Source organism: Actinomadura sp. NBRC 104412 (assembly GCF_030269515.1).
Lineage (GTDB): Bacteria > Actinomycetota > Actinomycetes > Streptosporangiales > Streptosporangiaceae > Spirillospora.
Window position 1 is genome coordinate 48,392 of the sequence record NZ_BSTM01000018.1, and the last position, 13,524, is coordinate 61,915.

At 72.5% G+C, this 13,524-nt stretch carries 13 protein-coding genes; 9 read left to right on the forward strand and 4 right to left on the reverse strand.

The genetic code is table 11. The annotated features are described in order from the left end of the window. Nucleotides 1-18 precede the first annotated feature (18 nt). The 6 genes from ligD (QSK21_RS22010) to QSK21_RS22035 all read left to right on the forward strand — a co-directional run bounded on the left by ligD (QSK21_RS22010) (nt 19) and on the right by QSK21_RS22035 (nt 3,748). Nucleotides 19-993 (forward strand): non-homologous end-joining DNA ligase, encoded by a 975-nt coding sequence (gene ligD, locus QSK21_RS22010; RefSeq protein WP_285698528.1) that lies wholly within the window; start codon nt 19-21, stop codon nt 991-993. Continuing rightward, nucleotides 983-1,891 carry a non-homologous end-joining DNA ligase gene (ligD, locus tag QSK21_RS22015; protein WP_285698529.1) on the forward strand — a complete coding sequence of 303 codons (909 nt, stop codon included), beginning with the start codon at nt 983-985 and terminating at the stop codon, nt 1,889-1,891. Before ligD (QSK21_RS22010) ends, ligD (QSK21_RS22015) begins: the two co-directional genes overlap by 11 nt. Before the next feature lie 70 nt (nt 1,892-1,961). Further along, entirely contained in the window at nt 1,962-2,177 is a 216-nt protein-coding gene (locus tag QSK21_RS22020) for an Rv3202a family protein (RefSeq protein ID WP_285698657.1), read from the forward strand. A 130-nt stretch (nt 2,178-2,307) separates the two neighbouring features. After that, the gene (locus tag QSK21_RS22025; protein ID WP_285698530.1) at nt 2,308-2,934 is read left to right on the forward strand and encodes a TetR/AcrR family transcriptional regulator; all 627 of its coding nucleotides are present in this window, start codon (nt 2,308-2,310) and stop codon (nt 2,932-2,934) included. Nucleotides 2,935-3,056: 122 nt separating this feature from the next. After that, nucleotides 3,057-3,290, forward strand: a complete 234-nt coding sequence (locus QSK21_RS22030; protein ID WP_285698532.1) for a DUF3107 domain-containing protein — start codon at nt 3,057-3,059, stop codon at nt 3,288-3,290. A gap of 173 nt (nt 3,291-3,463) precedes the next feature. Beyond that, nucleotides 3,464-3,748, forward strand: a complete 285-nt coding sequence (locus tag QSK21_RS22035; RefSeq protein ID WP_285698533.1) for a GlsB/YeaQ/YmgE family stress response membrane protein — start codon at nt 3,464-3,466, stop codon at nt 3,746-3,748. 93 nt (nt 3,749-3,841) lie between these two features. Here the strand turns inward: QSK21_RS22035 and QSK21_RS22040 are convergent, their stop codons facing one another. Together QSK21_RS22040 and QSK21_RS22045 are read right to left on the reverse strand one after the other, a co-directional pair. Beyond that, a complete protein-coding gene (locus QSK21_RS22040) occupies nt 3,842-5,698 on the reverse strand; it encodes a serine/threonine-protein kinase (RefSeq protein WP_285698535.1) in 1,857 nt (618 codons plus the stop codon). Between the two features lie 13 nt (nt 5,699-5,711). Further along, nucleotides 5,712-7,541, reverse strand: a complete 1,830-nt coding sequence (locus QSK21_RS22045; RefSeq protein WP_285698536.1) for a serine/threonine-protein kinase — start codon at nt 7,539-7,541, stop codon at nt 5,712-5,714. 668 nt (nt 7,542-8,209) lie between these two features. Here QSK21_RS22045 and QSK21_RS22050 point away from each other — a divergent pair. Continuing rightward, the gene (locus QSK21_RS22050) at nt 8,210-9,796 is read left to right on the forward strand and encodes a DEAD/DEAH box helicase (RefSeq protein ID WP_285698658.1); all 1,587 of its coding nucleotides are present in this window, start codon (nt 8,210-8,212) and stop codon (nt 9,794-9,796) included. 75 nt (nt 9,797-9,871) lie between these two features. On the opposite strand, the gene QSK21_RS22055 is transcribed toward QSK21_RS22050, so the two are convergent. Continuing rightward, nucleotides 9,872-10,666: a glycerophosphodiester phosphodiesterase gene (locus tag QSK21_RS22055; protein ID WP_285698539.1), complete on the reverse strand. Its 795-nt coding sequence runs from the start codon at nt 10,664-10,666 to the stop codon at nt 9,872-9,874. A gap of 69 nt (nt 10,667-10,735) precedes the next feature. Between QSK21_RS22055 and QSK21_RS22060 the strand changes: the two genes are divergently transcribed. After that, a complete protein-coding gene (locus QSK21_RS22060; RefSeq protein ID WP_285698541.1) occupies nt 10,736-11,614 on the forward strand; it encodes an alpha/beta fold hydrolase in 879 nt (292 codons plus the stop codon). 102 nt (nt 11,615-11,716) lie between these two features. Continuing rightward, nucleotides 11,717-12,613 carry an oxygenase MpaB family protein gene (locus QSK21_RS22065; protein WP_285698543.1) on the forward strand — a complete coding sequence of 299 codons (897 nt, stop codon included), beginning with the start codon at nt 11,717-11,719 and terminating at the stop codon, nt 12,611-12,613. On the opposite strand, the gene QSK21_RS22070 is transcribed toward QSK21_RS22065, so the two are convergent. Then, nucleotides 12,610-13,521 (reverse strand): RecB family exonuclease, encoded by a 912-nt coding sequence (locus tag QSK21_RS22070; RefSeq protein WP_285698544.1) that lies wholly within the window; start codon nt 13,519-13,521, stop codon nt 12,610-12,612. The two genes, QSK21_RS22065 and QSK21_RS22070, sit on opposite strands and share 4 nt — an antisense overlap. Nucleotides 13,522-13,524 lie beyond the last annotated feature (3 nt).

Genomic DNA, 13,524 nt, shown 5'->3' on the forward strand with positions numbered 1-13,524 from the left:
GGAGGGTAAGACGCGACTATGACCATGCCGTGGCCCGTACAGCCGATGATGGCCGCAACCGGAGATCTCCCCGGCGACACCGGGCGCTGGGGGCTGGAGCTCAAGTGGGACGGCGTCCGCGTGATCGCCTATGTGTCGGCCGACGGGGTGCGCGCGAGCGGGCGCCGCGTCACCGAGCTGGCCGGGCGCTACCCCGAGCTGTCGGCGCTGTCCGACCTGCTGCCCCACCATGACGTGGTGCTGGACGGGGAGGTGGTGGCCTTCGACGACGGGCGCCCCAGTTTCGAGCGGCTGCAGCGACGGATGCACATCGCCCGCCCCGACCCGCGGCTGATCCGCGAGGTGCCGGTCCGGTACGTGGTGTTCGACGTGCTGTACCTGGACGGGCACCTGCTGTACGACCTGCCCTACACCGACCGCAGGACGCTGCTGGCCGACCTCGACCTGGGCGGTACCGGGCCGATCGAGGTGCCGCCGTACCTGGACGGGGGCGACAGCGCGCAGGTCGCCGAGCTGATGGAGTTCACCAAGGAGCAGCGGCTTGAGGGGCTGATGGCCAAGCGGCTCGACTCGGTGTACCGGCCGGGGCGGCGGGTGGACTTCTGGCGCAAGGTCAAGAACTTCCTCACCCGTGAGGTGATCATCTGCGGGTGGAAGCCGGGCAGGGGACGGCGGGAGGGCGGCGTCGGCTCGCTGCTGCTCGGCGAGTACGACACCAAAGGGCGGCTGTGTTTCGTGGGGCATGTCGGCACGGGTTTCACCGATCGCGCCCTGGACGAGTTGTACGAGACGCTGTGGCCGTTGCGGCGTCCCACTCCCCCCTATGACGAGCCGGTTCCGCGCGAGTTTGCGCGGGACGCGCAATGGGTTGAGCCGCGCCTGGTAGGGGAGGTCGCCTACAGCGTCCGTACCAGGGACGGCCGGCTGCGTTTCCCATCGTGGCGCGGCCTGCGCGACGACAAGGACCCCCTTGAGGTGATCAGTGAGCCCTAGTTCCAACAAGACGAGCGTGCGGGTGGAGGACCGGGAGCTGACGCTGTCCAACCTGGACAAGCACCTGTATCCGGACTTCACCAAGAGCGAGATCATCGACTACTACGTGCGCGTCGCGCCCGTGCTGCTCCCGCACCTCAAGGACCGTGCCGCGACCCGTATCCGCTGGCCGGACGGCGTCAACGGATCCAAGTTCTACGAGAAGAACGCCCCCTCCCACACGCCCGACTGGGTGCGCACCGTGAACATCCCCACGCCGGGCAGCTCGAAGGGACGCAAGTCGCTGGACTTCATCGTGGTGGACGACCTGCCGACGCTGGTGTGGTGCGCCAACCTGGCGGCGCTGGAGCTGCACGTGCCGCAGTGGAAGGTGGGACCGCGCGGCAAGCTGCACGACCCGGACCTGATGGTGTTCGACCTGGACCCGGGGGCGCCGGCGAGCGTCGTGGAAGCCTGTGAGGTGGCCAAGCTGCTGCGCGATCTGCTGGCCGCCGACGGGCTCGACTCCTATCCCAAGACCAGCGGCAAGAAGGGCCTGCACCTGTATGTGCCGATCAAGGAGAGCCGCCGGACGTCCGAGTACGCCAAGGAGGCCGCCGAACGGCTCGCGGCCGACCACGGAGACCTGGTGGTCAGCAGGATGGAGCGGCGGCTGCGCAAGGGGAAGGTCTTCGTCGACTGGAGCCAGAACAACCCGGCGAAGACGACCGTCGCCCCGTACTCGCTGCGCGCCACCGACGTCCCGTCCGTGTCCACCCCGGTCACGTGGGAGGAGCTGGAGAGCTGCGACAGGGCCGGGGATCTGCGGTTCTCGCCCGAGGAGGTCCTGGAACGGGTGGACGAGCACGGCGACCTCCTCGAACCGCTGCTGGGGCCGCACGAGCAGTCCCTGCCATGAGCCCGCGGGCATAGAACGTCCCGGCTCCGGGTACGTCCTGGCAGCCGGCCCAGGAGGAACAGTGAGCGAGATGGACCAGGACGGGTTCGACCCCGTTCCACAGGACCAGCAGCCGGACGAGTTCGACGAGGAGGCGCCCGAGGCCGACGCGGCCGAGCAGCGCGCCCCGGTCGGCGGCGAAGAGGGCGCCACGGGGTGGCCGGGACAGGTACCCTTCGACGCGAACGAGGCCGACGCGGCCGAGCAGTCCTGGGTGGTCGAGCTCGACGAGGACGACTACCGCTGACCCCGGCGGGCCTCGATCGGCCCTGGCGTTGTGGTGACCTGTGAGGTTACCGGCGCGTAGGATGTTGGGGATGTATCCCGGCGGCGGGTTCCCTCCTCCCGTCGCACCGACTCGGTGATCGGAGAGTGTGGTGACCGCTACCCCGGACGCCCGCCCTCGTGGCACGCGGCTGCCGCGACTGGCGCGCCGCAGGCAGCTGCTCGGCGCGGCCCAGGAGGTGTTCGTCGCCCAGGGCTATCACGCCGCCGCGATGGACGAGATCGCCGAACGCGCGGGGGTCAGCAAGCCCGTGCTCTACCAGCACTTCCCCGGCAAGCTGGAGCTGTACCTGGCCCTGCTGGACGAGCACGCCGAGGCCCTGGTCAAGGCCGTGCGCGAGGCGCTGGAGTCCACCACGGACAACAAGCTGCGCGTCCAGGCCAGCATGCGCGCGTTCTACGACTTCGTGGCCGGTGAAGGCGAGGCGTACCGGCTGGTCTTCGAGTCGGACCTGCGCAACGTGGCCCCCGTCAGGGCCCGGGTGGAGCGCACCAACCACCAGTGCGCCGAGATGATCGCCCGGGTGATCGCCGAGGACACCGACGCCCCCAGCGACGAGGCGTACCTGCTCGGCATGGGCCTGGTCGGCATGGCCGAGGTCAGCGCCCGCTACTGGCTGTCGCAGCACCGCGCCGTCCCCAAGGAGACCGCCGAGAAGATCATCGCCCGGCTGGCCTGGCGCGGCATCTCGGGTTTCCCGATGACCCCGCCCGCCTGAGCGCCCGAACGTTTACTCAGGGCGAAAGGGCCTGGAGTGACGGGCCGGCCGGTCGGCGTGCCACCATCGGAGTCAGGACGTCCCGCCACGGTGGCGGGACGGCGACCGCAGGGGAGCATCGCGTGCAGGTTCGCATCGGCGTCCAGTTCGTGCCGAAGGAACTCGTGGTCGAGACCGGGGACTCCGCCGACGACGTGCAGCGGGCGCTGGCCGACGCGCTCGCCGAGGAACGAGGGGTGCTGGTGCTCCGCGACCAGCGCGGAGGCCGGGTGGTGATCCCGGCCGACCGGGTCGGATATTTGGAGATCGCCGAGGAGGAGCGGCAGGCGGTGGGCTTCGGCAGCCAGTACGCCTGACCTGGCCGTCTCCGGCCCGGCCGGGCTTGACCGGGTCATTGCCCGGCATGGGCGACGGTTGAATCCGACATGACGGGCATATCGATTGCCGACCACGGGCCGTGGACGCGGAACCCGGACCTCCTCCGGAACCGCCGCGGCGGCCCTCTCGAACAACGGATTGGTGATCGACCATGCTCACGACGATTCTCTGGTTCATCGTCGTCGGTGCCGTCGTCGGTGCCCTCGCCCGGTTCATCGTGCCGGGCCGCAACCCCATCGGCGTCCTGCTGACGATCCTCGTCGGGATCGCCGGAGCGATCCTCGGCGGCGTGGTGGCGGACGCCCTCGGCGCGGGCACGCTCGTCGCCGTGGTGTTCGCCGTACTGATCGCCGCGCTCGGCGTGGCGGTGCTGACCTCGGTGAACGCCAAGGGACGCGGCGGCCGAGGCTGGGGTGCCAGGCGGCACACGCACTGACGCGCATCGGCCGTCCGGCCCCGCCGTGCGGCCACACCGACGAAGGCCCCCGCGCCCTGCACGCGGGGGCCTTCCCTTGTGCGCAAGCCCTCGCTAGGACCGGCTCGGGGACGGCGTCGGGGTGGCACCGCGCACCTCGGCCACGATGCGCGGCACCATGAGATCGGCCAGTTCGCCCACCGGAACGTCGGCCCCCACCGTCTGGCAGACCTGCCCCTGCATGGTCATGTCCAGCCGCTCCACGGCGATCTCGAACCGCACCTTCCCCGCGCCGAGCGCGACCTGGATGGGCGAGCCGTCCCGTTGCAGGTCGGACAGCCTGATCCGGAACGGCTTCAGGGGCTCGCCGAACGGCTCGGGCTCCAGGCAGTCGGGCCGGTCGTGCGGCTTGATCCGGTCCGCCAGCCTGGCCAGCCCCGCCGGGGTGAGCGTGGCGGCCGTGAACAGGTCGGCGGCGCCGAGCACGCGGCCGGTCAGCAGGTCGACGGTGACGGTGGCGTCGCTGGTGAAGTTCTTCACCCAGTTCCCCAGCGAGCCGGGCGTGGGGGTCACGCTGAACAGGTAGGAGACCGAGATGAGCCGGTTGGTCTTCAGCAGCAGCTCGGCTTGGGAGTTGACCTCCTGGACGTCGCCCCGTCCCGCGTAGTCCCGCCGGTAGCGGTTCAGCTCCCGGTCGGACGCGGCGCGCAGCGCGGCGTTGATCCGCCGCTCCACGGCCGGGTCGGGATGCCCGCTGATCGCGACGTACTGCTGCTCCGAGGCGGCCGCGGCGGCGCCCGGCGGCCGGTTCGCGGTCACCACCCGCGCGGCGACCTGGACGAGCCTGGGCGTGGCGGTGCTCCGGCCCGGGTCGTCGCCCCGGGATCCGGCCGCGTAGGCGCCGACGCCGCCCGCCGCGAGGGCGGTGGCCGCCACACTCGCGGCGATCTTGGTGCCGGTGGCGGCGAGGATGCCGCCCGAGACCCCCGAGGCCGTGGTCGCGCCCCCGGCCGCCGCCCCTCCGGCCGCCGCCGTGCCGCCCGCCGCCGCCGTGCCGCCCGCGGCGACGGCGGCACCGGACGCCGACGGCACCAGCCCGGCCGCGATCAGCGGGAACAGCGCGGCCAGCGCCACCGCCGCACCCGCCATGGCCCGGATCCCCCGCTGCTCCCAGCCCGGCCCGTACGCCGCCGTCGCCACCGACTCCAGTTCGGCGACGAAGTGCGCGGCACCGGGCGGACGCTCGGTCGCGCCCTTGGCCATGCCGCGCCGCACCAGTTCCCGCAGAGGGCCCGGGACGACCTCCAGAGGCGGTTCCCGGTTCAGGTGCCCCTCGCGCAGGGCGCCCAGGCCCTCGCCCGTCCCGAAAGGGCGGCGTCCGGTGACGCACTCGAAGAACACGCAGGTCGCCGAGTACACGTCCGTCGCCGGGGACGCCGGCTCGCCCCGCCACACCTCCGGAGCCATGTACGCCGGCGTCCCCGAACGCGAATCGTCCCCCGCCAGCGCCGCCACCCCGAAATCGATCAACTTGCTCAGCCCGTCACCCCGAACCATCACATTCGCCGGCTTGTAATCACGATGAACCACCCCCACCGCGTGCGCCGCCGCCAACCCCAGCAACGACCCCTTCAACACGGTCAACGCCGCCTCGGGCCCCAGCGCCCCATGCCGCGACAGGATCTCTTTGAGCGAGACCCCGTTCACCGCCTCCATCACCAGAGCGGCGCCCTGGGAGCTCGTGACGAACCGGTAGAGCCGCACCACGTGCGGATCGGTGACCCGCCCCAGCATCACCGCCTCTTCGCGCAGCCGCTCGATCGCGCGATCGTCACCGTCCCGTCTGATCAGGTACTTGATCGCGACGGGGGTTCCGGCGGTGGAGTGGCGGGCCAGCACCACCCGCCCCTGCGCGCCGGTCCCCAGCTCGCGGACCTCGTCGAAGCCGTCGATCCGCCAGTTTCCGCTCATGTCCGCTGTCCGCTCATGTCCGTTCCGGGGTCGGGGACGCCGCCGCCGGAAGCGCGGCGGCCACGTCGGGTTGTATCAGGTTCATGATCGCGGGATAGGGGACGGGCCAGACGGCGCCCCGGCCGCAGTCCGGGTTCGACACGTCGATGTTCAGCTCCATCCGCTCCCGGGTGAAGCTGATCTCCACCACCGGCCTGCGCCCGTCCCGCTCGCGGAAGTCGCCGGGGTCGAGACCGTCGGGGAGGCAGAAGCGGTCGTCGGGCGGCAGCTCGGGCATGGCGCGGGCCAGCGCGGCCACGCCGCCGGGACCGGTGTCGCGCAGGATGTCCTGCGCGCGCAACGCCCGGCCGGTCCGCAGGTCGACGTTGACGGTCAGGCTGCCGTCCGGGTCCTCGTCCGCGACCGTGCAGGTCGTGGTGTTGAACGAGTACACCGCCGAGACCAGGAGCGGGCCGCTGTAGCGGATGCTCGCCCTGGCGGCCACCGTGGCGCAGCGTGGCACCGTCACCGGGCTGGTGTGCGGGCCCGCCACGTAGCCACGGAAGGACGCGACGGTCCGGTCGAGCGGGCCGCGCAGGGCGGTGTTGACGCGCTGCTGCAAGACCGGGTCGCTCAGGCCCGTCACCCTGACGACCTGGGCGTTCTGGATCTGGAGTGCCGGGCGTCCGGGCAGCGTGGTCGTCTGGTTGACCGTGGCGATGGCCGCGACCGGCCGCGGGGCGGGGCCGTTCCCGCCGCCGCCTCCCTCGGACGCGATGTACGCCGCCGTACCGCCTCCGGCCGCCACCGCGGCCGCCGTGCCGACCGCGACCGCGACCTTCGCGCCGGTCGCGGCCAGCACGCCGCCACCCGCCGCGGCCCCCGCTCCCGCCCCCGCCGAGCCGCCGCCGACCGAGGTCGCGGCGACGGCGGTCCCGGAGGCCGCCCCGGCCGCGGACCCGGCCGCGCCGCCCGAGCCGAGTGCCGCCGCGCCCAGCGGGAACAGGGCGGCGAGCGCGACCGCGCCCATCGCCAGGGCTCGCACCCCACGCCGTTCCCAATCGGACCCGTACGCGCTCGTCGCCGCCGCCTCAAGCTCGGCCACGAACACCTCGGCCCCCGGAGGGCGCCCGTCCGCCTCCTTGGCCATGCCCCTCGCCACCAGGTCGCGCAGCCCTTCCGGGACGGCCTCCACCGGTACGTCGTCGTTCAGGTGCCGGGCCATCAGCGCCGCGACCCCTTCGGCGACGTACGGGCGGTGCCCGGTGACGCACTCGAAGAACACGCAGGTCGCCGAGTACACGTCCGTCGCCGGGGACGCCGGCTCGCCCCGCCACACCTCCGGAGCCATGTACGCCGGCGTCCCCGAACGCGAATCGTCCCCCGCCAGCGCCGCCACCCCGAAATCGATCAACTTGCTCAGCCCGTCACCCCGAACCACCACATTCGCCGGCTTGTAATCACGATGAACCACCTCCACCGCGTGCGCCGCCGCCAACCCCAGCAACGACCCCTTCAACACGGTCAACGCCGCCTCGGGCTCCAGCGGCCCGCTCGCGGCCAGCAGCCGCTTGAGCGACACGCCGTTCACGGCCTCCATGACCAGGGCCGCGCCATGCCGTCCCGAGACGAACCGGTAGAGCCGCACCACGTGCGGATCGGAGACGCGGGCGAGCATGGCCGCCTCGGCGCGCAGCGCCTCGACGGCCTCGTCGTCACCCTCCCGGCGCGCCAGGTACTTGATCGCGACCGCGCCGCCGCCCTCGTCATGGCGGGCCAGCACCACCCGCCCCTGCGCGCCGGTCCCCAGTTCCCGCAGCTCGGTGAACCCGCCGAGCCGCCACCGGCCCTCGTCCACCCGCATAGCGCACCCTCCGCACACCGCCAGGTCGTTCCAGGATCCGCAAGATCTTGGACAACGGCGACCCCGCGCGGGTTCGGCCGCGGCGGGACGGAACGTTCCGGCACCGAGCCATGGCCGACTGTGGCCATGGACGAACGCTTTCGGGATACGGACGGAACGTGAAGATCATCACCCCGGCGGGCCCCCGGCCCTCGTCGTCCACAGGGAACCAACCGCCCCATATACACCATCGTCCGCGCCAGGGGAATAGCCCATACGAGCGGAGGCGTTGACTTGAAGAACCGCCCATTGGTGTAAGCATCCGGTGGTCGGTACACTGCGTCGCGGAGCGTGACCGCGCGCAGCCACGGAGAGTGACTGCTTTCAACCCCTGACAGCGGTCGCCTAAGGAATCTTGATCGACGGCTGGTCCCTCCCGCGCGAGCGCGCGGCCACAGGTGGCGAACCGGCGGCCCGTCCCAGGGGGACGGCCCTGCCGGCACCGGTGTGTCCGACCGGCCCGGTGCCCCGTGACGACGCGGAGCCGGGGCGGGGAGCGAAACGTCCCCCGGCCGCACCGTACGCAGTGGCACCAGGGCCCGGAGCGACGCCGCCCCGGGAGCGAGGACCCCGCATATTGGAGGCTGAAAGCCCTGACTACCTTTCGTGAACTCGGGGTCGTACCCGAGATAACCGATGCCCTTGAGGCCGAGGGCATCGTCGACGCGTTCCCCATCCAGGAGCTCGCCCTGCCCATCGCGCTGGGCGGCCACGACATCATCGGGCAGGCCCGTACCGGCACCGGCAAGACCCTCGCCTTCGGCGTGGCGCTGCTCCAGCGCATCACGCACGGGGGCAGGAAGCCGCAGGCCCTGGTCGTCACCCCGACCCGCGAGCTGGCCCTCCAGGTCACCGACGACCTGCTGGTCGCCGGCGGCAAGCTGGGCACCCGCGTGCTGTCGGTGTACGGCGGCCGGGCGTACGAGCCGCAGATCGGCGCGCTGCGCGACGGCGTGGACGTCGTCGTCGGCACCCCGGGCCGGCTGCTCGACCTGGTCAAGCAGAAGCACCTCGACCTCTCCGAGGTGGGCGTGCTGGTGCTCGACGAGGCCGACCGCATGCTCGACCTGGGCTTCCTGCCCGACATCGAGCGGATCATCGAGCTGATCCCGGCGCAGCGGCAGACGATGCTGTTCTCGGCCACCATGCCGGGCGAGATCGTGGCGCTGTCCCGCAAGTACCTCACCCGGCCCACCAACGTGCGGGCCGAGTCGCACACCGAGTCCGAGGCCACGCCGCAGGTCGTCCAGCACGTCTTCCAGGCGCACCAGATGGACAAGCCGGAGATGCTGGCCAGGCTGCTCCAGGCCGAGGGCCGCGGGCTGACCATGGTGTTCTGCCAGACCAAGCGGGTCTGCGACCGGGTCGCCGCCGACCTGGCCGGGCGCGGCTTCGCCGCCGCGGCGGTGCACGGCGACCTCGGCCAGGGCCAGCGGGAGCGGGCGCTGCGCGCGTTCCGCAACGGCAAGATCGACGTGCTGGTGGCCACCGACGTCGCCGCCCGCGGGCTGGACGTCGACGACGTCACCCACGTCGTCAACTACGAGTGCCCCGACAGCGCCGACACCTACGTCCACCGGATCGGCCGCACCGGCCGTGCCGGCAAGGAAGGTGTGGCGGTCACCCTGGTCGACTGGGCCGACCTGGCCCGGTGGAAGCTGATCAACGGCACGCTCGGGCTGGACTTCGCCGCCCCGGAGGAGACCTACTCCACCTCCGAGCACTTCTACGCGGCGCTGAACATCCCCGCGGGCACCACCGGCAAGCTCCCCAAGGAGCAGCGCGGTGAGCGCGCCGGGCTGGACGCCGAGGAACTCGAGGACATCGGCGAGACCGGCAGGTCCCGCTCCGCCCACCGTGTGCGCGACCGTGACCGGGATCGCCCGGTGCGGCGGCGCAAGCGCAGCCGTACCCGCACCCGCGGCGGCAAGCCCATCGAGGCGGCCTCCTCGGGAGCCGCCGCCTCCGCCAGGCAGGCCGGTGACACGGTGACCGGTGACACGGCGACCGAGTCCGCCCCGACCGGCGGCCCCGCCGTGGCGGCCGAGGGCGACCACCCCGCCACCGGTCGCAAGCGCGGCCGGAGCCGCCGCCGCACGCGCAGGGGCGACCCGGTCGTCCCCGCCTCCGCGGCGGCCACCGACGGCGACGCGGCGGCGCAGGCCGCGCAGCACACGCGCAAGGCGGCGCGGGCGACCGACGTCCACAACTCCTGATCCCGCTGCGAGATCACGCCCGCTTCGTGATCTCGCCGTGGGCGGCCTTCCCGCCGTGGGCCGGCTGGCGGTCGCCTACCGGACGCGCCGATGCGCGCGCTGGTGGGCGCGCAGGCCCAGGGCCGTGGCGGGATGGTCGGTGATCAGGACGGAGACCCGGGGGTCGTTCAGGAACCGCCGCATCAGCGGGACCGCGTTCACCGTCCAGAGCATCACGGGGAAACCGGCGCGGGCGCACTGGCCCAGCACGCCGGTGCGGGCCAGGCGGTGGTTGAGCGCCACCATGTCGGCACCCGAGGCGCGGAGTGTGCGCACGGGCGCGAAGTCGCGGACCATGCCGCGCTCCCAGGGGCCGCGGCCCACCGACAGCGCGACCGTCACGCCCGGGAAGTAGCGTTTGACGAGCGCGACCACGTCGGGGTCGCGGGTGGTGACGACGAGCCGTTCGGGCCCGCAGGTCTCCTGGGCCATCGTGATGACCTCGTGCTCGGCGCCGTGCTCCTTGAGGTCGAGGTGCGCGCCCGCCCGATCCCCGATGATCTCCAGCGCCTCGCTCACCAGCGGCACCGGGCGCGGCGCCAGGTCCAGCAGCCTGGGGTAGGTGCAGCGGCTCAGCGGCACCCCCGCCACGGTACGATCATGGTGGACGACCAGCGTCCCGTCGGCCGTGCGGCGGACGTCGATCTCGACGTAGTCGGCACCGGACGCGACCGCGGCCCGCAGCCCCGCGAGGCCCGTCTCGTCCCGGCGGTGCGCCGAGACGGCCGTCGCTCCGGGACGCGCGGCACGGTGTCCCGCGCCCTGTTCCACTCGACGTCCGGCGCGCAGTCCCATGCGGCGTCCGGCCCCCCGCCCAGCCCCCTGCTCCACGGCTTGGACGCTACCAGCCAAGCCGCTTGACCGGTTACCTTGGATCCGAATTTAGTATGGTGGCACTCTGTGAGTACGCCCCGGTTCGTGACCTTGCCTCCCGGCGTCGGCCGGACGTCGGTCCAGACCTCCCGAGGCGCCTTCGCGGCGCTGGAGGCCCTTCCGGGATCGGGCGTACCCGAACGCTGTCCCGCCTTGCTGGTGCCCGGCTACACCGGTAGCAAGGAGGACTTCATCGCCGTCCTCCAGACCCTCGCGCGGGCCGGGCGCCGTGTCGTGGCGGTGGACATGCGCGGCCAGTACGAGACGCCGGGCCCCGACGACCCGGCCGCCTACACCCGTGCCGAGCTGGGCGCCGACATCGCCGCGCTGGCGGAGGCGCTGGGCCCCGACCCGGTGCACGTGGTGGGGCACTCCTTCGGCGGGCTGGTGACGCGGGAGGCGCTGCTGTCGGGACGCCTCAAGCCGGCCTCGTACACGATCATGAGCTCGGGGCCCGCCGGGGTCACCGGCAGGTCGGCGGAGCGCGCCAGGGCCCTGGCCGACGCCATCCCGCAGCTTGGCATGAAGCGGATCTGGGAGCTGCACCTGGGCCCGGACGCGGTCGGACGCGGGCTGCCCCAGGAGATCGTCGACTTCCTCAAGGCGCGCACGCTGGGCAACTCCGAGACGGGCCTGGTGACGATGGCGGCGGAGCTGGTGTCCTGCCCCGACCAGGTGGACGAGCTGGCCAAGTACGCCGAGGACACGGGCCTGCGCACGCTGGTGATCTACGGCGAGGACGACGACGCCTGGGAGCCGCGCGAGCAGGCCGCGATGGCCGAGCGGCTGGACGCGGCGAAGGTCGTCATCCCGGGCGCCGCGCACTCCCCCGCGGTCGAGGCGCCCGAGACCACCGCCAGCGCCCTCACCGACTTCTGGAACCACGCCGAGCGCTGCACCCGCTGACGCGGTGACGTGCGCGGTCCTTCGTACGGCCGGGGCCGGTGGTACGGTCGGGGCGGTGTAATGACACACTTACCTTCGTTTGTCTCAGGAGGAGGTGCGTCCATGCCGGCGACCGTCCAGCCGCCCGAGAGCGTCACCTGGCGCGTCCACATCGACCGGTCCATGTGGGTCGGAGGGGTGCGCAGCCTCATGCTGCAAGCCCTGCACCCGCTGGCGATGTGGGGCGTCTGGCAGAACTCCAACTTCCAGGAGGACCCCTTCGGGCGGTTGCAGCGCACGTCGGACTTCGTCGGGGTGGGCACGTTCGGCAGCCCCGAGGAGGTGGAGAAGGCCGGGGCCAGGGTCCGCGCGATCCATCGCAGCCTGCGCATCCTCAACCACGACACGGGCAGGAAGGAACGCCTGGACCAGCCCGAACTGCTCCTGTGGGTGCACTGCGCCGAGGTCTACTCCTACCTTGAGGTCGCGCGGCGGGCCGGGCTCCCGATGACCGACGCCATGGCCGACCGCTACCTGGACGAGCAGCGGCAGAGCGCCACGTACGTGGGCCTGCACGCCGAGGACGTACCCGGCAGCGTCGCCGAGATGGAGACGTACATGGCCGAGATGCGCCCCCGGCTCAGGGTCACCGAAGAGGCCGCCGCGACGGTGCGCTTCCTGATGTGGCCCTCGATGCCCGAGAACCTGAAGTTCCTGGCCCTCGGTAAGCCCGGCTGGTTCACGTTCGGCGCGCTCTGCTACTACACGCTCCCCGACTGGGCACGCCACATGTACAAAGCCCTCCCCGAAGTGCCCCAGCCGGCGGTCACCGCGGCGTTGCGTTCCTTCCGGCTGGCGATGAACTCCGTCCCGGAACGCTGGCACGACTACGCCTTCGCCAAGCAGACCCGCGACATGCTGGCGCGAGCCAGGCAGCGGCTGGCCGCCGAAGGCTACGACGTGAGCCACGGACTGCGCGGCTTGAAAGACCCCCGGCGCTGGCCCACCTTCGCCGGTTAGGGGGCTTCGGGTTCCGGGGGGTTCGGTTCGGCCAGGGCGGCCCAGGGGTCCTTGCGGGGGGCGGCCGCCTGGCCTTCAGGGCAGTGGCGGGCGAAGTCGCACCAGGAGCACAGGGCGGACGGCCGCGGTGGGAAGAGGCCGTTGTAGGGGGTGTGGTCCACCGGGTCGGCCGGGTTGGCGCGTGTTGCGGAGCGGTGGGCGAGGTCGCGGTAGCCCTGGTCGGCGGCTGCGGCCTCGGCGGCTATCTGCTCGGCGCGGCGCAGGTGACGTTGCAGGGACTCATCGGTGTGGTCCCACGCGGCCACTTCGCCGGTGGGCAGGTGGTGCAGTTCCACACGGCGGCAGGGGCGGCGCAGGACACGGGCGGCGGCGAGGGCGTACAGGGCCAGTTGCAGGGACCCCCTCGCGTCGTCGGAGGTGAGGACGTGGCGGCCGGTCTTGTAGTCGACCACGACCAGTTCCGCGCCCCGCACGTCCAGACGGTCGATGCGTCCCGAGACGGCGATGCGGTCGGTGCGGGTGGCGACCGTGCGTTCCACCCCCAGGGGCTCGTCGGTGGGGTCGAGGCGCGCGACGTACCGTTCGACCATCTCGCGGGCCCGCTCACGCCACCGGGCGGACTGCTCGGCGTCCCGGTAGCCCTCGGTCAGCCAGCCGCGCCTCACCAGCGTGCCGGCCGCCTCGACGGTGCGCTCGTGCTCGGGGAGGCGCCACCAGGACGCCAGCGCGTTGTGGACGCTGGCACCCAGGCTGTTGTGCGCCCAGGGCGGGCCCTTCGGCGGGGACGGGCGATCCAGGTACGTCATCCGGTACCGCCTGGGGCAGTCCAGCCAGGCGTTCAGCCGTGACGGCGTACAGGTGTACAGCCGCTGCGGCATGCCGTCGAAGCCGAGCTGCTCGGCGGCCATGGT

Coding starts and splice junctions, on each gene's coding strand:
- ligD (WP_285698528.1), top strand. CDS start 19: ATGACCATGCCGTGGCCCGTACAGCCGATGATGGCCGCAACCGGAGAT.
- QSK21_RS22020 (WP_285698657.1), top strand. CDS start 1,962: ATGGACCAGGACGGGTTCGACCCCGTTCCACAGGACCAGCAGCCGGAC.
- QSK21_RS22035 (WP_285698533.1), top strand. CDS start 3,464: ATGCTCACGACGATTCTCTGGTTCATCGTCGTCGGTGCCGTCGTCGGT.
- QSK21_RS22040 (WP_285698535.1), bottom strand. CDS start 5,698: ATGAGCGGAAACTGGCGGATCGACGGCTTCGACGAGGTCCGCGAGCTG.
- QSK21_RS22045 (WP_285698536.1), bottom strand. CDS start 7,541: ATGCGGGTGGACGAGGGCCGGTGGCGGCTCGGCGGGTTCACCGAGCTG.
- QSK21_RS22065 (WP_285698543.1), top strand. CDS start 11,717: ATGCCGGCGACCGTCCAGCCGCCCGAGAGCGTCACCTGGCGCGTCCAC.
- QSK21_RS22070 (WP_285698544.1), bottom strand. CDS start 13,521: ATGGCCGCCGAGCAGCTCGGCTTCGACGGCATGCCGCAGCGGCTGTAC.